The organism is Sphingobium sp. (genome assembly GCF_033795625.1).
Taxonomy (GTDB): Bacteria; Pseudomonadota; Alphaproteobacteria; order Sphingomonadales; family Sphingomonadaceae; genus Sphingobium.
The window spans coordinates 25,502-41,637 of the sequence record NZ_JARYGI010000001.1; the positions used below are offsets into that span (position 1 = coordinate 25,502).

Consider the following 16,136-nt stretch of genomic DNA (forward strand, 5'->3'; position numbering starts at 1 on the left):
CTCAGGCCCGATCTGCTGCGCGCTTTGGCGAGAGCGAAAGGTTCAGGTAAGGCCTATCGGTACGTCCATGAATATCATCGAGGGATCACAGAGAATGGCTGTTTCCAAAAATGATCTCGGTTGGCTGACACGCGTCGATCTCCGAAATATCTGGACGAGCGAGTCCAGCGACTTCACCCCTTGGTTGGCGCGAGAAGAAAATCTGGCGGTCCTGGGCGAAGCGCTCGGCATCGACCTTGAACTGGAAGCTCAGGAGAAGGCTGTTGGACCTTTCCGGGCAGACGTCCTTTGCAAGGACATCGGAACGGGGGCGTGGGTACTCATTGAGAACCAGCTTGAACGCACGGATCACGCCCATCTTGGACAGCTCCTGACCTATGCCTCAGGACTGGAGGCCGTGACGATTGTATGGATTGCCGCACGATTTACCGAAGAGCATCGCTCGACGCTCGACTGGCTCAACAAGATTACAGACGAGAGCTTCCGGTTCTTTGGACTGGAGGTGGAGCTGTGGAGGATCGGGGACTCGCCGGCCGCACCGAAGTTCAACATCGTTTCCAAGCCGAACAACTGGTCACGCTTGGTCGCGCAAGCCGCGAAAGCGATCGACGAAACTGAACTGTCTGACACGAGGGTGAAGCAGCGAGCCTACTGGGCCGCATTTCATCAGACATTGGACCAAGCCGATGGGCCTGTTTCTGGAAGCCGCAAACCGCAGCCACAATCGTGGATGAGCTACTCGATCGGTCGGACGGGCTTCAACCTCGGAGCGGTGATGATCCGCCCCAAGCGAGAGATCAGGGCGGAACTATACATCGCTGGCGACCAGGCGAAGGCCTTCTTCCATCTAATCCGAGACCAGCAGCAAGCCATTGAGCAGGAGCTCAGCTATCCGCTCCAGTGGGAGGAGCTTCCCACTCGGCGGGACAGCCGCATCTCTGTCTACATGACGAATGTCGACCCCGAAGAAGAGCGAGATTGGCCCCGCCAGCATGCGTGGCTTTCCGCCAAGATTAACGACTTTCACAGGGTGTTTCTTGCGCGTGTCCGGGACTTGGACGCCAAAGACTGGCAGCATGGCGAACTCGAAGTCTCGGCAGGCGCATCTCAGGTTTCTGGGTAAAGGAATGCAGCCACCTCGAAGGAGCCGTAGAGCTTGCGGGCCTCTTCCAGCATCCTGGGCAGCGGGCGCAGGTCATCGATCCAGCCATAGGTCGGTGGCAGCGGTTTCATGGATGTCTCCCGGGAAGTTAGCGGCCGGACAGGCCTTTAACGGTTGCGTAAAGGACGGCGAGCGCGGTCGCGAAGGTCGACAGCCATTTGACGAACCGGACCATGCCGGTCGCCGTGTTCCAGGCCTCGAGCAGGTCTTTCACATCGGCCCGCAATTCCGCAAGTTCAGAGCGCACTTGTTCGATATCTGCCTTCAGGGAAGGCTGATCCTGTTCGTTGTCGTCCATCTGAATCCCCCTCCTGACCCTCAGACCACAGCGCGGATAGCGGTTACTTCCACGCCCTCGTTCAGGCCGAGCGGCACGACCGAGGTGATATTCCACAGCCCACCGGCAAAGCTGATGCGGTCAAGGACACTGAGCGCCAGCGTCTCGCTGTTGCCCAGAACCCGAAACGTCGCCGGCTGCGAGGCCGAGAGCTGCGCGGCCTCCCGCCGTTCGGCGCCTGTACCCCAGATGACGCCCGCCCAGAGGATCGCGTAATCGGTCCAGGTTGTAATCTCGCCGCCGTAATCGTCCTCGATGACCATCTTGCGCTGGAACACGATCCTGCGATTCCGCGGCCCGGCTCTCATCAGACGCCCCTGCGGTGATTGCACAGCAGGCTGTCGAGAGTGGTCCAGTCGCTGGCTTTGGCATGCTCGCGCCGATCAAAGCTGTCAGCGATGAACAACAGCATGGCGTGGAGCACATCGTCGGGGGGAACGGTGCCGACCGACGCGGTGAGCGTGATGCGTGATTCCGGCTGGACCGCCGGCCATGCAGCGCCGGGTTTCAGGACGATGGCCGCATCCAGCCCGTCAGCGCGCAGTTCAAAAATTGTAGCCGACAGGGTCTGCGCGGCACCCGCCACATCAACATACTCGATCGACGTGACGGAATTTACCGGCGCGAACGGAAGCCGCGCCATATCGGTAAACCTGTCGCACCGCGCCACCAGTGTCCGCTCCGCGAAGGCCACGCCACAATAGGCTTCCGCGTGCGCCCGCGCAGCGGCGATGTAGAGATCAAGCGCGGCGTCTTCGTCAGTACCAATGACCCGGCACTGTAACTTGGCCTCGGCAAGGCTGACCGGCTCGACCGCAGGCGCAACGGGAACCACCGGGTACCAGCTCATGACGCTGCTTTCTTCCTGGCACCGGCACGCAGCTCGGGCACCGATTTCACCGCCCGCTCCACCTTGGGGGCGGCGTCCGGCACCGCGAACCCGGCAGCGATCAGGCTGCAGGCTTCCTCGTCGCTGCATTCATATGCGTCGCCCGCGCTCCATGCGCCATTTGCGCCGGACAGGCTGGCAGTGAGTTTGACCTTCATGGGATGCTCCTTTTGCAACGGGCGCGGACACGCCGCCGGGAAAGGGCGGAGCCGGAGCCCCGCCCGATCCCGTTACGATGCCTTGGTGATGAGGTGCTTGACCGCAGCGGTGTCGCCCAGTTCGCCGTCGAAACGGATAAGCCCTGCGATGCCGAGGTCAGGCCAGAAGCGTTCGCGCATCACACCGATGACGGGCGAGCCGACCTTACGGACAAAATACTTGCCGAAGTCGCCGAACACAGCCACCCGCGTGGCGGCCGCGGCGCCCGGCACAGAGCCAATCGCCTGGTTGACGTGGTAGTTGTAACCCAGCAGCGAGCCGGGGACGCCTGCGCGAACATCGCCCATCTGCCACAGGTAGTTGCCCTGTCCGTCCTTCAGCTTGCGGATCAGCTTCAACGTGGTGTCATTGAACATGAAGCCAACCTTGGGGCCGGTGCGGTATGCCGGATCCACCGAATGCACGAGGTCGATCAGTTCATCTGCAACAATGGCGGTAGCCGATGCGGTCGTTACACCCAGCGAGGACGCCGTGACGATGCCGTTCGGATCACCAGTGCCGTCACCGACGGTGAGTTCCTGATTGGCGATACGGCCAAGGCGCTCGCCAAGCAGTGAACCCAGCAGCGCCTCCATGTTGAAGATGCTGTCGGTGTCGAGTTCCCACGACCAGCGAATGAACTCGGTGTCATAGGCGTAGGCGTCCAGCGACTTCTGGCCGAAGGTCACGTCGCTACCGCCATCGTCGGTCAGCGCGGTGGCCTCGGTGTGCTTCACGGCCGGAACAGCCGTGTCATCGACGGTCGGGATCTTGATCGGGTTCCCGCTCGCCGTGACCATTTCCGTCACAACGCTGCCGTCATACATCGGCCCCCATGCCAGCATCGACTTGATGATCTGATTGGAGAGTTCAGTCGGAACGGTAAAGCCGCCCGCCGTGGTGGTGCCGGCAGTCTGGGCACGAAATTCAGCACGGCCCTTTGCGAGGACGGCGCGCTCTTCCGGCGACAGGTCTTCCAGCGGGCCGCAAATGGCCTTGGCAAAAGCGGTGCGGTACTCGATTGCCGCACCGTCGTCTTGGCTGCGCGCCTGGCTATCGCCCGGGATCGGACGCAGCCTTGCGCGGGCCTCCTCGGCGCGCTGCTCGAGGCGGGCGAGATGCTCCTCGCGGGTGATCTGCTGCTCCAGCCGGTCATAATCCGCCATCGCGGCGTCGTGCTGGATTTCCAGTTCGGCAGCGCGAGCCTCGTCGGTCGCGGCACTGATCTGGTCGAGGCGTTCGCGCGCCTCTGCAACAATCTGCTCCTGGCGCTCGCGCAGGTCTTTCAAACGGGACATGGGTATTCCTTCCAATAAAAAAGCCCGCACTCGGGCGGGCTGTTCGATTGGGCTTGGGGGCACTGCCTCAAGCTTTACTCACCAGCCTGCGGGTGCGCAGGTCGATGGAGACTTTCCGGGCAAGCACGCGCGATGCGGCTGCCCTGAAATTATGCTGGCGCCGCTCGCGCCGCGCGGACTCAAGCGAGCGGAGTGCAAGGGACGTGTCGTCATAGGCCGGGAACGCGACGGCACTGACCTCACGCAGATCGACGGCCTGGATGGTGCGGACCGGGATATCGCCGGTCTCGTCCCAGAACTGGCGGGTGACGATGAACCCGAACGACATGCCCGAGATGTCACCGCGGGCAATCAGCGTGGCGAGATCACGTCCATCCTGGGTGTCGGGCAGATCAATCTCGACCGCGAGGCCCACATCGTCCTCGGCGAGCCGCAGCGTGCCCGCCGCGGTGCGGCCGATCACGCGCCCGCTGTCATGGTCGATCAGCGCGCGCACGTCCCCTGCGATCGTGCCCTGAAAGGCCCCGGGCGCAATGATCTCCCGAAACTGGCCGCCAATATCGGCGGCGGCGCCGAACACCGCGGCGTAACCGGCGATGGTCTGGCCATCGCTGGCCGATCGGAGATCAAGGGGACGCACCAGCGCACGTCGTTCCATCGTCATGCTGTATCTCCATTCGGTACGGCTGCGGCGTCGGTGTTTGTCGCCGCGTTGCTGCCCAGCGGCACGGTGGCGCCCTGGATGTAGAGCTGGTCCCCTTGCGGGCGCGGCGGCCGGTTCTCGAGCGCCCGCGCCTCATCGGGGGTGAGGATCGCGTTCTGGATGCCTTGCGCGAGCCCGGCCATGCGGGCGGCAAAGTCACCGCGCATCAGGCCGCCGAGATTATGCTCGACATAGCGTGCACCGCCGCGGGGCCCGAACAGCTTGAGATTGAGCTCCTCCTCGAACGCCTTCGCCCATTGCGCGATCAGATGTTTGACCAGGTGGAGGTCCTGCTGCTCGGTGTTGGAAAATGTGCCGTGGGTGAGGTCCTGCAGGAATACCGGCGGCAAATTATAGACCCGGGCAATCTCCTCGACCTGAAAGCGGCGGGCCTCGGTCATCTGCCCCTTGGCGGGATCGAACCCGACCTGCTTCAGCTCGTGACCCGGCGGCATCGGAAACACCGGTTTGCGGCTCGCCTTGGCTGCCTCGATGGCGCGGTGGATGTCGCCCATCGCCCGCTTCATCGCCTCGGCGCCTTGCGGCAGCGGGCCTGACAGGGCGAGTGGCGGAACCCCGCCGCCCGCAAAGAAATCCCCGGCATAATCGCCCATGGCCAGCGCCAGTGCGATCGCCTTGGCGCCGTTGATGATCGGGCTGTAGGCACCAAGCTGGTCGCGCTTCAGGAGGTAGGGAATATCGATGACGTCGGCGGCCGGATAGGCTGCCGCCTTGCCAGCAACGGTGTAGAATTTGCGGCCATCCACCCGCTTTACCGTGGTGGCGGCCGGATCCATTGGCCAGATCGCGACAATATTGGCGCCGCTGCGCTCGATCCAGGACACGCCGCGCCCACCGGTGAACACCTGCTGCCACATATATTTGCGCCAGCCAAAGCTGGTCCATTCCGGATTGGGGGCTTCGTTGAGCAGCCGCTGGATGCCGCCGCGGATCCGCTCTGCCCCTTCGCCTTTGGTGCGGTAGGCATGGAGCGGCAGGTTCGCCATGGATGAGGACAGGAACGTGACCGCCGCCGAGACAGCCGGGACCGTCAGCGCGCTGTCGATGGTTACATTGGGCAGATTGCCCGACTGGACACCGAAGAAGGCGAGGAAGTTTTCGGAACTCACCGGGATGGTCGGGTTCTCGATCGAGCCCCGTGTCTCGCGCCCGAGCCAGTCACGCCAGCCCATCACGCCACCAACCGGAAGTTCGGGTCGTCCCATGGGGAGACGGGAACGGCGACGACGCTGCCCATGGCCGCACCCAGCGCCATGCATAGCGCCACCGCGCAATCGATCTTGTTCACAGCTCTCTCCTTGGCCAACCAGTGGTTGCCCCAGCGGTCCTCATCGGTGACGGCTGACATGATGGCCGAAACGAGAACGGGACTGCGTTTGAGGCGCAGGCGCCGTTCCAACAGCGCTTCCTCGACCAGCCGGACCGAACCCGGCATCCACAAACCCTCACTCATCCCCTCGGCGGGCTTGCCGCGCCGGGTGCCGCCCTGGGGGTGCTCCACGAACGGCAGGACTAGCCCGAGTTCGGCTACTTCTTCCTCCAGCCGGCGAAACGCATAGCGATCGTAGGCGGCGACACTGATGGCAAACATCCGGTCATAGTCAGCGAGTGCCTGGGCGACTTGCCGCAGGCTGATATTCTCGCCCCTGGGGGCATGGAGATGACCGTCCCGCACCCAGGTTGCATAAGGCGCCTTGTCGCGCAGTTCGCGTGGCCCCAGCGTATCGCCCGGTGTCCAGGCTTCCACCCAGCCATCGAACAGCGGCTTGCCGGCATGCTCGCCGGACTCCACCACGCCGGTTTGCACGATGGCGGCGAGCGCAGTGATGTCCCGGTTCTGGCTGAGGTCGATCCCGAGCGCCACACGCGCCCCGGCATGATCGGCAATCTCGAAGTCGGCGAGCGCGGGCTCCACCGTCGCCCGGGTCATCCAGGCGGTCTCGGCATCGGTCCAGACGCAGAAGTGCAGCCGCAGGATGCCATTCAATTGCCCCGGGATCGCCTTGGCCTGTGCGACTGTTTCAGTGAGATATTCCGCCGTGATGGTAACGCCGAGCAGCGGGTTGGCTTTGATCCAGCAAGTGGGATCGGCGAGCGGGTCATCGCCCTCGTCAAGGGCGCAGACATAGCTGAACGTCGTGTCGTCGATGACCTCGCCGAGGTAAGTCGGGTCGGTTACGGCATCGATGTTGCCGGCCGCGACCTTGATGGCGTGCTCATGCTCTTCCCAGGCTACCGAATTGCGGTTGGAGCCCGAGTTGGTGATCATGAACAGCAGCGGGTCGCGGCGGAATTTGAAACCGCGCTCCAGCATCTCGATGATCGAGCGGTCGGGCAGCTCGTGGATTTCGTCGGCCAGCACGAAATAGGGCCGCGGGCCCGATCCGGTCCTGCCGGTGTCACGCGACACCGGGCGGAAGAAGGATCCTGAGCCATGGTGCGCGATGTTGAACTCGCGGCCCGCCCCGCCGGAAAACTCCAGCCGCTTTGCCAGCGCGGGTGACTGCCGCACCATCTTGACCGCGTCGGCAAACAGGATGCCGGCCTGTTCGCGCTTGGCTGCCGCGGCATAGATCTGCGCGCCAGCCTCATTGCAGGCGGTCATGCCGTAGAGGCCGATGCCGCCCGCGACCGGGCTTTTGCCATTGCCTTTGCCCTGTTCGATATAGGCCCGGCGGAAACGCCTGCGGCCATCCTTTCGCATCCAGCCGAACACCGAGCCGATGATGAAGGCCTGGCTGGGCTCGAGCCGAAAGGGTTGACCATCAAACTGACCTTCGGAGAGTTTGAGCACTTCCTCGAAAAAGCCGAAAGCATGCGTGGCAGCCTCGAGGTCAAACCGGATGCCGTCGCTGCGTTTAAGGTCATCGAGGTGGCGGCGGCAGGCGTTGCGGACGTGCGGGCCGGCGATGATGTCCCCGGCAATGACGGCCCGGGCGTAATTGGTCGTGCGGTCAGCCGAAGAAGCGCTCCGCCGGGTCGTCGCTTTCCGCCGGCGCTTCAGCTGCAATGCGGGTTCTGGCACTGGGCGTCATCCCGAATTCTGCGGCGTAGCGCATCATGTCCGCCGCGGCCTTGTTGGCGGTGCCGACGAGCGGGTTCTGGATGGCGTTGCCGTTGGTGGTCTTGATCATCAGGCCGCCGGTCAGCTGGTCCTTCTCAGCCATCTTGGCGATGGCACGTTCGGCCTGGACCCAGCGGCCGTAAGCCTGGGCGTAGGCAGCGAGCGCGGCACGATCGACCTCGGACAAGAGCCCGATACGATGAAGCCAGTGCGCGACCCGGTTCCATTCTTCCAGCGCGTCAGCAGTCAGGTGTGCCGGCGCCGTCGGCAATGCCGTTACGGTGCGAGGCTCCTTACGATTGAGCGGCCGCTTGCCGCGGTTGCCCTCGATCAGCTTCAGCTGTGTTGGTTTGGGTTTGGTGCCGGGTTTCATGAAGGATTCCCTTCCTCTATGCGTCCCGACCAGCCCCTCTTACCAAGGTCATGACAATTTTCGGATTTCTGCTGTTTGCCGCTGCGGTCATTGCGCCCTCCGGAGAAACCTTCACCTGCACGCCCATTCGGGTGTGGGATGGCGACGGGCCAATCTGGTGCGCCGAAGGGCCGCGCATCCGTCTGTCTGGTATCGCGGCGCGAGAAATGGATGGCACCTGCCGTCCCAATCACCCGTGCCCGAAGGCATCGGCCGAGCAGGCGCGCGATGCACTGGTCGGCCTGATCGGACGCCCGGTGGGTGTGTCCCGGGAGGGGCACATCCTTGTGAGCGGCCAAGCTTTGCGCTGTCGTTCCGTAGGCGGCGCTGGTGGTTCGCGGACTGCGGCCTGGTGCGTGTCGCCCAAGTCGGGTGACCTATCCTGTGCGATGGTCAGGGGCGGCTGGGCGCTGCGGTGGGATCGGTACTGGCGCAACCATCGCTGCTGATGCTCCGCAGGTTCTGGTTATCGATAAGGTTCGCAAGCGACACCATCGAGATCGCCATCCATACCTTCCCGATATCCTGGCTGCCCCCGAGAGATCGGTGCGACGCCCGCAGCGCGCGCATCGTCACAGCCGGCATAATAGGCTGATTGCTCTATGGCAGCGATTTCCTCAGGCGTTTTGCTGACGGTTGACCATAGGCTTTCCACCACAGGCGCACCCTGCCAAGTCGCCACGCCGGCAATCAGGCTGAGGCCAAGAACCTGCAGGCCAAAACTCCCTTTTGCAGGTTTGCGCTTTTGGTATCGACGCGGTCCGTTCGATCGCCGCCGGGAATCGTACGGGTGACGCTGCATCACCGAAACGTAGCAGTCAAAAGTTAGCAGATACTTATCTGTTTCACCGCTGCTTACCGAGTTCGGGGAATGTCCGCCCGTCACCCTCGAGCGTCGCGGCCTGGCCGGTGAAATCCTGCCAGCGTTTGATGGTCACATCGACATAGGCCGGGTTCAGCTCGATCGCGTGGACCGCACGGCCCGTCATTTCGCCGGCAATGATAGTGGTGCCTGATCCAGAGAACGGCTCGTAAACAGCCTGTCCGGAACTGGAGTTGTTTTCGATCGGGCGCTTCATGCACTCGACCGGCTTCTGAGTGCCGTGCCCGGTCTCGCTCTTTCTCGGCTTCGGAATATGCCAGATGGTCGTCTGCTTGCGGTCGCCGGCCCAATGGCCCTTGGCGCCCTTTTTAACAGCGTACCAGCAGGGCTCATGTTCCCAGTGATAGTCGCCGCGGGACAGAACGAGCTGGCCCTTGTCCCAAATGATCTGGGAGCGGAGGTGGAAGTCGCAGGCCGCTAGACTGTCCCCGACGACACCAGCGAACAGGCCAGCGTGCCAAACATAGGCGACGTCACCCGGGAACAAGGCCCATGCTTCGCGCCAGTCGGCCTTGTCGTCGTTCAGTACCTTGCCCTTGGCGGTTCCCGAGGCGGCGACCCCGGCCTTCTCGCGCCACGCCGGATCATACTCGACGCCGTAAGGCGGATCGGTGACCATCAAGTGCGGGATGACTCCGTTCAGCGCTTTGGCGACGGTGTCGGCATCGGTGCTGTCTCCACATACGAGGCGGTGTTTGCCAAGCAGCCACATGTCGCCGGGTTTGGTGACCGGATTGGCAGGAGCTTCCGGGACCTCGTCTGGGTCGGTTAGGCCTTCGGTCTTATCGGCCGTCAGGGCGGCCAGTTCATCATCGGAAAAACCGGTGATCCCCAGATCGAAGTCGAAGGCCTGCAGGTCCGTCAGCTCAAGCGCGAGCAGTTCGGCATCCCAGCCGGCATTGAGCGCCAGCTTGTTATCGGCCAGCACATAGGCCCGCTTCTGGGCCTCGGTCCAGCCGGCCGCCACCATGACAGGGACGTCGACAATGCCCAATTTGCGCGCGGCAAGCACCCGTCCGTGCCCCGCGATCAGGCCGCCATCTTCATCGACGAGCACCGGAACCGTCCAGCCCCATTCACGGATCGAGGCGGCGATCTGGGCCACCTGTTCCTCGCTGTGTGTGCGGGCATTGCGGGCATAGGGCACCAGTGCCGAGACGCTCCTGCGCTCGACCTTGTCTGCCGGCCAAGATTGCGACATCGGCGCTCCTTTGTGGATGAGCGCCGATATCAGCGCTGTCAGTCGGCCAGTTCGGCCTCGATTGCGAAGTGGGTTACGAAGCCAGTCAGATAGGGCAGTCCCTTGGGGATGCCGGTTTCGTGGGCGGTGTTGCGATCGATCGTCCAGCCCATCCAGCGGGCGATGGCGGCGTCGATCGCCGCGTCGAGGTCGAGGCCGGCGTGGATCCCGTTGTGCACGTCGTCCGCGAAGTGGCGGCCGTGCCGGCTTTCGAGAAACTCCCGAACCCCTTCAGCGCTGGCCGCGGTGACTTTGGCGATCGCCGGAGAGGCGATGGCCCATGCCGCGTCCGCGTCCGTGAACCCGGCGGTGGCGCCGTAGAAACCCCAGGCTTCGTTGCGGGTTGGAAGAGCCTTGTTGGTCATTTGCGTCGCTCCGTGTTCGTGAAGCAACGTTCGCTCTGTTCGCACCGACTATCCAGCCAATTAGACGGTTTTGCGTTACTTTTCCGGCCCTCACCCCCGGTCGCTAACTCGCGGGCGTGAGAAGTTTGGGTCGGCAGCGGTTTCCCTACCGAGAGCGACTGAGAGCGAACCGCCCCCGGGGTCAGGCACAAGGCCAACCATCGGCATTGACCTCGATCCGCCTGCGATGGCCGAACTGCTCGGCGGTGCGGGCCTTGTGGCAGTCAGCGCACAGGCAGCGAATATTACCATCGTCATCGCTGCCGCCTCGGGTGAGCGGAACGATGTGATCGGGCACGGTTGCTGCCGTGATGATCCTCTTCGCCTTGCAGTCCCGGCAGAGCGGCTCGGCCTGGAGGCGGCGACGGCGCTGGGTAACAGCGGCCCGTCCGCGCAGTCGCTCAGCCATGTGCGTCACCTCAAACGAACAACGCCCGGAAGCTGGCGGGCTCCGGGCGCAGTTCTTAACTCTCTATTTCGGAAGGTCTACGGCATCTGGCAAGATTGGTCAATGTGAAATTTATGAATAACGCAATATATTCAGTTTGTTACTTCACTTGGGTGGCGGCGGAAACTGCCAGCGAACTGTCCCCGATCCGGTACAGGCGACACAGGGCATCGAGCCCATGGCACAGGTTGACGAGATCCGCCTGCGGCCAGTTGGTGGCTTCGGCCTCATGGCAGACCACCGCATGGACGAGGACGCTGGGCTTGCGACCAGCCTTGCCCGGGGCGTCACTGTCCGCGGTTCGCAACATCAGGATCGTGCTGGCCGCCTGACGCCGGACCTTCTCGACGAAGGCAGGAACATGGTCGGGCGCGCTGCCACCGAAGATCCCCTCGTTGATCAGCAGCGCTGTGACCGAGCGGGGTTGGTCCATGGGCAGGCCCATGACCGCACGGTGGCGGGCCATGATCTCGCCATACATCGCACCCGCCGCATACTGGTCGGCAGTGACCTTGGCCGAGAACGCGAGCCGTCCCAGCGTAGTACCCAGACGCTCATCCTTCGCCTGCTTGGCCGTCACGCCGTAATGGCGCTGCCGAGCCTCCATGACGGTTGCCACGACTTCGCGCTGGGTTTCGCCCACGCTGGCAGGAGCCAGCTTACCACAGGGGTGACGGCGTCCGGCTTTCCGCTTTCGGCCACGGCTCATCGCACACCGCCACGAGTATCGATCGCCCAGAGCAGGATGGCGATGGCATCGGCCTCGTTATCGTCGGCCGGTGCAAAGCCCTCAGCGCGGACACCCGCCATGACAGCGGCCTTGTCGGCATTGCCCTTGCCGGTGATGAACCGCTTGATCGTACCGACCGGCACGCCCTGGTAGGCGACAAGGTTTTCCTCGCACCAAGCGGTCAGCACCCCAAGCAGGCCACCGTAGACATGGGCAGCATCCGTGCCGACGTGGCGACGGACCTCTTCGAAGTAGACCGCTTCGATCGGGCCCGCATCCAAGTCGAGCTGTTCCAGCCAGCGCCGAAATCGCAGGTAGCGCATCCCGCCACCGTCGTAGCGGCTGTGCTTCAGCGACACCGTGCCAGTGGTGATCTGTCGGTCGGGGGACTGAAGCGCCCAGCCCGTGCTGGTGCCAAGGTCGAGGGCCAGCATGGCGCCACGTGTGATCGTGACCGGCCTTGCCACCGGCGGGGTTGCACTACGCACCGGCGCAGGCAGAGTCAGACTATCCATGATGATTCTCCGTCGAAGGGGATGGGTCGTGGTGCGGACGGCGGCGGCCTGGTGCTTGGCGGTACTGGCTGTCGTCGTCCGGTCTGGGTCCTGTCAGGGAGGCGACCTGGTGCGCGCGGGACACCCCGCTACGTAAGAAATGGGGGGCATACCGGCAGGGTGCCCCCCCTTACGTAGTAAGGGGGCTCTCCCTTCTAAGTCCTCCATGTGGATCAAGTTGCTGTAAAACATATGATTTTTCTGAATTTGGAGGACTGAGCGAGGACCGAGTTCACTCGGTCCTCTTTTTGGACAAATGATTGAACTCATTGGATTTAGGACCGAGGAGGACTGAGGACCGAGAACTCAGTCCTGAGGAGCGAGCGCACTTTCACCCCCTTCCGGATAGACCCAGACAGCCGGGTTCTCGACGTCGAGACACACCCCTGAATGCGGACACTTATAATGGCTGGGGAGCACCGGGCGCGGCACACCGATGACCTCACCGGTCTCCTCGTCGACGACCTCCGCGGCGGCCAACGCCATGCCCTCGACACAGAGATATCCATAGCGGGAGCGAACCGCAGGATAGCCGAACGGCGCGCCGTCCCGGAGGAACTTGACGTAGCCTTTGGTGGCAAGAACGCTGATCCGATCGCGGATCGTAAACTTACCGCCAAGGCCTCCCTTGTTCTCGAACTTTTCCGTGAACTGCGTGACGGTGTAGAGGCGGCCTTCGGTAGCCTCATCAAGCAGCATGCCAAGGATCACATCATGCTTGCGCACCCGTTCGGCATCGAGCCTGGCACCCACATCCTTGCGCACCAGGCGTTCGTTCAGGGAGTTCAATTCAACCCATTCACCCCTGACCTTGTCGACCAGCTTGGGCCGCAATGCCGGCCCGTTGCGCAGCTCGATTTCCAGACGCCGCTGGGGGCTCTCCTCATCCGGCCGGTGCAGGATCAGCCCGGAGGTGTAAAAGCCACGCAATGCGCTCGCACCGGAAAGTGCCAGGAACGGATCGTCCTTGACCTGCTGTTTCGACAGCTTCTTGGTATGGTGAACAAGGATGACCCCGCAGTCGGGATCGATGTGATCGCGCAGGACCTCGACCCGATCTTTCAGGAAGAACATCATGGCCGCGTTGTCGTTCTCGCCGCCACCATCGGGTCCGCCATCGAACAGGTTGCGGATCGGGTCGATGCAGATGATGTCGACAGGATCGGACGGAAACACCCGCTGGATCGTCTCGGCCACGCGCATGCTGCCCTCGGCGTCGAGCAGCATCTTCAGCTTCGGGGTGGCGATAAGGTTGTCGCGCGCGGCTGCCAGCAATTCAGCCGACAGTGCGATCTGCTGTATGCGTTCGCGCAGATAATGGTATTGGATCTCGGCCTGCAGGTAGAAGATGCGCAGCGGGCGCGGCGGCGTAAAACCGAGAAAAGATTGGCCTGCCGCCAAGTGGACAAGCCAGGAAATCAGCAGGTCGCTCTTGCCGACCTTGGGCGCGCCACCCAGCACCAGCAGGCCACCCGGCGTCAGCACGCGCGGCGCGATGATGTCAGCAGGCATGCGGCTGGTGTCGTCAAGCAGTGAGCCCAGCGTGAAGGCCGGCATCTCGTTCGGGGCTGGCTCCGCGCTATCCAGTCGCACCAGCGGCGGACCGTTACGCTCGACATGCAGCCGCCACAGCCGATCAGATTCCGCCTTCAGGCGATCCAGTGGCCAGCTCGGCCGCAGCATGGCGGCATTATATTGGCAGATAGCCTCCCAGCCATCATCCGGGCTTATCCGGCCGTCATGAACCTGGCGGATGAAGTGGCCAATGGCAGCACTGGCACCCTCGAACCGAGACCAGGCATCAGCTCCGCCTTCATGGACCGGAGTGGTCAGAACATCGGCGAGAGCGGGCTTGTCCGCAGCCGGGGCCGCCACCGTGCCAATCCCTGGCATGGGCGGCATGGCTATGACCATCTCGGCAAAATCAGCCAGGTCCACGTCACGCGCGGGGAGATGTTGCAGAATCTGCACCATCCGCTGGCTGCCACCCTTATGGTAGATCGTGCCGGGAACACGGATCGGCTGGTGCGCGGAGCGGAAATGCGTGTCACCTGCTACCTTGTTGGCAATGGTGCCGCGCAGGGCGCAGACCTGCTCGATATCGCTGCCTGTCGCTGGCTCCGACAATTTCCACCAGACATGGAGCTTGTGCGCGCCTTCGGGCGTGCGCCCGCCGCTTTCCACGACCAGCGTGGGATCGCCCAGATGCCGGATCAGGTGGAGGAGCTTGCCGCCGATGTCGCCTGTGTCGATGTCGACGACGATCGCCTGCATGGCGGCGATATCGACGGACTTTGCCTGGCCGCTCTGCGCCACGGTGCCCGGGATGACGTAGACTGCAGCACCCTCGCGCCTCGCCCAATGGGCGAAGGTTGTCAGCTTGTCTGGCGCCGAGGCATCGGCGTCGACCCAGATATTATGCGGCTTGCCCTCGATCCCCTGGCCCTTGTCGATGAAACTGCGGACCGGGATCAGGCCGTCGCAAAAGCTGAACACCACATCGACGAAGGCGGCGATCTGGGCCGGATCCGGCTCGAGCAGCAGCTCTTCCAGCGATGCGGCATCGTTGAAATCACGCCAAGGATTGAAGTGGACGATATTGTCTTCGCTCACCGGTCCATCTCCCAGCAGCGGGCAGCCCATGAGCAGAAACGGCATTCGAAATGATCGCGGGTCCGGGTGAAGCGCGGGAGTAATTCCCCGGCATCGGTCGCTGTCAAAATGCGCACGGCCTTGTCGCTCATGCGCTGGGCCAGATCCGGATCGAACGGCACCAGTTCGTGGTGAAGCTCGGCGGTATCCTTGTTGATCGCGGTGAACAGCGCGGGTGATGCCGATATGCCCGACACCGCAGCCTCCATATAGGCCTGATAGAGCGCGATCTGGGCGGCGTAGACGGGCTTTGACTTTGCCACGCCATCCTTGACGCAGGCCCGCCAGTTCTTCGCGTTCATGGTCTTGCACTCCCACAGCGCGGGAGAGCCCAAGCCAAGCGACGCAGGGGCGGAGGCGATAATTCCATCAACATGACCGCGCAGCCGTCCGCCGGCTGCCGAGAAACCGAACTGCTCCCCATCCGGACGGTTGCCCTTGTAGGTGAACAATTCGAGGCCAGCGCCGCGCAGCCACGCAATCGCCAGATCTTCCAGCGCATGGCCGATGGCGAAGATCCGCAAGGTGCGGCCACCAAAGCCGGCGCCATCATCCTTGGGAGTCTGGCTATACTCGAACTGCAGCGCGCGCTCGCAGGCGACGCCGACCCGTGACCCGCCAAGATATTCGCGGGGGGCCTTCTGCACGTCCTGCTCAATGAGATGACATTCGACCAGCCCGTTGAGACATTCGGCGAAGGCGGGGCGGTGGTTGAAATCCAGCATCAGAACGGCACGTACATCGGGTCGGCGGCCGCAATGTCACGCATCGCGGTCTGGAAGCCTTCGACGGCCACCGAGATCAGTTCGACCATCTGCTCTTGCGTCCAGGCGGCGGGCGCAGTCTGCCAGCCAATCCGGTCAATCAGGGTGGCAACCGGCTGCAGGGCTGCATGAAGTGCAGTTTCTTCAATCGATGTCAGATCAACCATGTCCGACACCTTTCGCGCTCGCAGCCAGAAGAAGCGCTGGCAGCTGATGGAGCAGAACCACACATAGCGCTGCGAATGTTTCGTGCGTTGCGGGCCCGACCAGCCGAAGCCAGAGGTTGGACGAAGGCAGACAGCACACAGCAAACCGCGTGGATGCCAGCACCGCCGACGCTTTTCGGCACAGGGCGATTTTTCCATAGGTCTTGTCCA

21 protein-coding genes are annotated in these 16,136 nt (G+C 63.2%); 2 read left to right on the forward strand and 19 right to left on the reverse strand.

What is annotated here, in order from left to right; translation table 11 throughout:
• The first annotated feature begins 67 nt into the window (after window positions 1–67).
• A complete protein-coding gene (locus QHC67_RS00145; RefSeq protein WP_319289639.1) occupies window positions 68–1,123 on the forward strand; it encodes a DUF4268 domain-containing protein in 1,056 nt (351 codons plus the stop codon).
• Here the strand turns inward: QHC67_RS00145 and QHC67_RS00150 are convergent.
• The 10 genes from QHC67_RS00150 to QHC67_RS00195 all read right to left on the reverse strand — a co-directional run bounded on the left by QHC67_RS00150 (window position 1,108) and on the right by QHC67_RS00195 (window position 8,045).
• Window positions 1,108–1,233 carry a hypothetical protein gene (locus tag QHC67_RS00150; protein ID WP_319289642.1) on the reverse strand — a complete coding sequence of 42 codons (126 nt, stop codon included), beginning with the start codon at window positions 1,231–1,233 and terminating at the stop codon, window positions 1,108–1,110. The genes QHC67_RS00145 and QHC67_RS00150 overlap by 16 nt on opposite strands.
• Window positions 1,234–1,250: 17 nt before the next feature.
• Complete coding sequence (locus QHC67_RS00155; RefSeq protein WP_319289644.1) at window positions 1,251–1,460, reverse strand: hypothetical protein; 210 nt, start codon at window positions 1,458–1,460, stop codon at window positions 1,251–1,253.
• A gap of 20 nt (window positions 1,461–1,480) precedes the next feature.
• Entirely contained in the window at window positions 1,481–1,807 is a 327-nt protein-coding gene (locus QHC67_RS00160) for a phage head closure protein (RefSeq protein WP_319289646.1), read from the reverse strand.
• Window positions 1,807–2,349, reverse strand: coding sequence for a head-tail connector protein (locus QHC67_RS00165; protein WP_319289648.1), 543 nt, complete (start codon window positions 2,347–2,349; stop codon window positions 1,807–1,809). Before QHC67_RS00165 ends, QHC67_RS00160 begins: the two co-directional genes overlap by 1 nt.
• Window positions 2,346–2,546 (reverse strand): hypothetical protein, encoded by a 201-nt coding sequence (locus tag QHC67_RS00170; RefSeq protein WP_319289650.1) that lies wholly within the window; start codon window positions 2,544–2,546, stop codon window positions 2,346–2,348. Before QHC67_RS00170 ends, QHC67_RS00165 begins: the two co-directional genes overlap by 4 nt.
• Window positions 2,547–2,618: 72 nt before the next feature.
• On the reverse strand, window positions 2,619–3,884 hold the full coding sequence (locus QHC67_RS00175) for a phage major capsid protein (protein ID WP_319289654.1): 1,266 nt from the start codon (window positions 3,882–3,884) through the stop codon (window positions 2,619–2,621).
• 67 nt (window positions 3,885–3,951) lie between these two features.
• Window positions 3,952–4,548 carry an HK97 family phage prohead protease gene (locus tag QHC67_RS00180; protein WP_319289656.1) on the reverse strand — a complete coding sequence of 199 codons (597 nt, stop codon included), beginning with the start codon at window positions 4,546–4,548 and terminating at the stop codon, window positions 3,952–3,954.
• Window positions 4,545–5,780, reverse strand: coding sequence for a phage portal protein (locus QHC67_RS00185; protein WP_319290038.1), 1,236 nt, complete (start codon window positions 5,778–5,780; stop codon window positions 4,545–4,547). The genes QHC67_RS00180 and QHC67_RS00185 overlap by 4 nt, the downstream gene beginning before the upstream one ends.
• Window positions 5,780–7,618 carry a terminase large subunit gene (locus QHC67_RS00190; protein ID WP_319289661.1) on the reverse strand — a complete coding sequence of 613 codons (1,839 nt, stop codon included), beginning with the start codon at window positions 7,616–7,618 and terminating at the stop codon, window positions 5,780–5,782. The genes QHC67_RS00185 and QHC67_RS00190 overlap by 1 nt, the downstream gene beginning before the upstream one ends.
• A complete protein-coding gene (locus QHC67_RS00195) occupies window positions 7,563–8,045 on the reverse strand; it encodes a phage terminase small subunit P27 family (RefSeq protein ID WP_319289667.1) in 483 nt (160 codons plus the stop codon). The genes QHC67_RS00190 and QHC67_RS00195 overlap by 56 nt, the downstream gene beginning before the upstream one ends.
• 50 nt (window positions 8,046–8,095) lie before the next feature.
• Between QHC67_RS00195 and QHC67_RS00200 the strand changes: the two genes are divergently transcribed.
• On the forward strand, window positions 8,096–8,533 hold the full coding sequence (locus QHC67_RS00200) for a hypothetical protein (protein ID WP_319289671.1): 438 nt from the start codon (window positions 8,096–8,098) through the stop codon (window positions 8,531–8,533).
• 17 nt (window positions 8,534–8,550) lie between these two features.
• Here QHC67_RS00200 and QHC67_RS00205 read toward each other — a convergent pair whose 3' ends face one another.
• The 9 genes from QHC67_RS00205 to QHC67_RS00245 form a co-directional block, all read right to left on the reverse strand.
• A complete protein-coding gene (locus QHC67_RS00205; protein ID WP_319290040.1) occupies window positions 8,551–8,886 on the reverse strand; it encodes an excalibur calcium-binding domain-containing protein in 336 nt (111 codons plus the stop codon).
• 43 nt (window positions 8,887–8,929) lie between these two features.
• A complete protein-coding gene (locus QHC67_RS00210) occupies window positions 8,930–10,168 on the reverse strand; it encodes a site-specific DNA-methyltransferase (protein ID WP_319289673.1) in 1,239 nt (412 codons plus the stop codon).
• A gap of 38 nt (window positions 10,169–10,206) precedes the next feature.
• Window positions 10,207–10,572 (reverse strand): hypothetical protein, encoded by a 366-nt coding sequence (locus tag QHC67_RS00215; protein WP_319289675.1) that lies wholly within the window; start codon window positions 10,570–10,572, stop codon window positions 10,207–10,209.
• Window positions 10,573–10,753: 181 nt separating this feature from the next.
• Window positions 10,754–11,020, reverse strand: a complete 267-nt coding sequence (locus QHC67_RS00220; protein ID WP_319289680.1) for an HNH endonuclease signature motif containing protein — start codon at window positions 11,018–11,020, stop codon at window positions 10,754–10,756.
• Window positions 11,021–11,159: 139 nt separating this feature from the next.
• Entirely contained in the window at window positions 11,160–11,768 is a 609-nt protein-coding gene (locus tag QHC67_RS00225) for a hypothetical protein (RefSeq protein ID WP_319289686.1), read from the reverse strand.
• Window positions 11,765–12,304 carry a hypothetical protein gene (locus QHC67_RS00230; RefSeq protein WP_319289691.1) on the reverse strand — a complete coding sequence of 180 codons (540 nt, stop codon included), beginning with the start codon at window positions 12,302–12,304 and terminating at the stop codon, window positions 11,765–11,767. The genes QHC67_RS00225 and QHC67_RS00230 overlap by 4 nt, the downstream gene beginning before the upstream one ends.
• Window positions 12,305–12,649: 345 nt before the next feature.
• The gene (locus tag QHC67_RS00235) at window positions 12,650–14,956 is read right to left on the reverse strand and encodes an AAA family ATPase (RefSeq protein WP_319289693.1); all 2,307 of its coding nucleotides are present in this window, start codon (window positions 14,954–14,956) and stop codon (window positions 12,650–12,652) included.
• Window positions 14,953–15,720 (reverse strand): PD-(D/E)XK nuclease family protein, encoded by a 768-nt coding sequence (locus QHC67_RS00240; RefSeq protein WP_319289697.1) that lies wholly within the window; start codon window positions 15,718–15,720, stop codon window positions 14,953–14,955. The genes QHC67_RS00235 and QHC67_RS00240 overlap by 4 nt, the downstream gene beginning before the upstream one ends.
• A complete protein-coding gene (locus QHC67_RS00245) occupies window positions 15,720–16,124 on the reverse strand; it encodes a DUF6511 domain-containing protein (protein WP_319289699.1) in 405 nt (134 codons plus the stop codon). Before QHC67_RS00245 ends, QHC67_RS00240 begins: the two co-directional genes overlap by 1 nt.
• Window positions 16,125–16,136 lie beyond the last annotated feature (12 nt).

Coding starts and splice junctions, on each gene's coding strand:
- QHC67_RS00155 (WP_319289644.1), bottom strand. CDS start 1,460: ATGGACGACAACGAACAGGATCAGCCTTCCCTGAAGGCAGATATCGAA.
- QHC67_RS00230 (WP_319289691.1), bottom strand. CDS start 12,304: ATGGATAGTCTGACTCTGCCTGCGCCGGTGCGTAGTGCAACCCCGCCG.
- QHC67_RS00175 (WP_319289654.1), bottom strand. CDS start 3,884: ATGTCCCGTTTGAAAGACCTGCGCGAGCGCCAGGAGCAGATTGTTGCA.
- QHC67_RS00220 (WP_319289680.1), bottom strand. CDS start 11,020: ATGGCTGAGCGACTGCGCGGACGGGCCGCTGTTACCCAGCGCCGTCGC.
- QHC67_RS00160 (WP_319289646.1), bottom strand. CDS start 1,807: ATGAGAGCCGGGCCGCGGAATCGCAGGATCGTGTTCCAGCGCAAGATG.
- QHC67_RS00240 (WP_319289697.1), bottom strand. CDS start 15,720: ATGCTGGATTTCAACCACCGCCCCGCCTTCGCCGAATGTCTCAACGGG.
- QHC67_RS00185 (WP_319290038.1), bottom strand. CDS start 5,780: ATGGGCTGGCGTGACTGGCTCGGGCGCGAGACACGGGGCTCGATCGAG.
- QHC67_RS00215 (WP_319289675.1), bottom strand. CDS start 10,572: ATGACCAACAAGGCTCTTCCAACCCGCAACGAAGCCTGGGGTTTCTAC.
- QHC67_RS00210 (WP_319289673.1), bottom strand. CDS start 10,168: ATGTCGCAATCTTGGCCGGCAGACAAGGTCGAGCGCAGGAGCGTCTCG.
- QHC67_RS00145 (WP_319289639.1), top strand. CDS start 68: ATGAATATCATCGAGGGATCACAGAGAATGGCTGTTTCCAAAAATGAT.
- QHC67_RS00225 (WP_319289686.1), bottom strand. CDS start 11,768: ATGAGCCGTGGCCGAAAGCGGAAAGCCGGACGCCGTCACCCCTGTGGT.
- QHC67_RS00150 (WP_319289642.1), bottom strand. CDS start 1,233: ATGAAACCGCTGCCACCGACCTATGGCTGGATCGATGACCTGCGCCCG.
- QHC67_RS00245 (WP_319289699.1), bottom strand. CDS start 16,124: ATGGAAAAATCGCCCTGTGCCGAAAAGCGTCGGCGGTGCTGGCATCCA.
- QHC67_RS00180 (WP_319289656.1), bottom strand. CDS start 4,548: ATGACGATGGAACGACGTGCGCTGGTGCGTCCCCTTGATCTCCGATCG.
- QHC67_RS00195 (WP_319289667.1), bottom strand. CDS start 8,045: ATGAAACCCGGCACCAAACCCAAACCAACACAGCTGAAGCTGATCGAG.
- QHC67_RS00200 (WP_319289671.1), top strand. CDS start 8,096: ATGACAATTTTCGGATTTCTGCTGTTTGCCGCTGCGGTCATTGCGCCC.
- QHC67_RS00165 (WP_319289648.1), bottom strand. CDS start 2,349: ATGAGCTGGTACCCGGTGGTTCCCGTTGCGCCTGCGGTCGAGCCGGTC.
- QHC67_RS00205 (WP_319290040.1), bottom strand. CDS start 8,886: ATGCAGCGTCACCCGTACGATTCCCGGCGGCGATCGAACGGACCGCGT.
- QHC67_RS00170 (WP_319289650.1), bottom strand. CDS start 2,546: ATGAAGGTCAAACTCACTGCCAGCCTGTCCGGCGCAAATGGCGCATGG.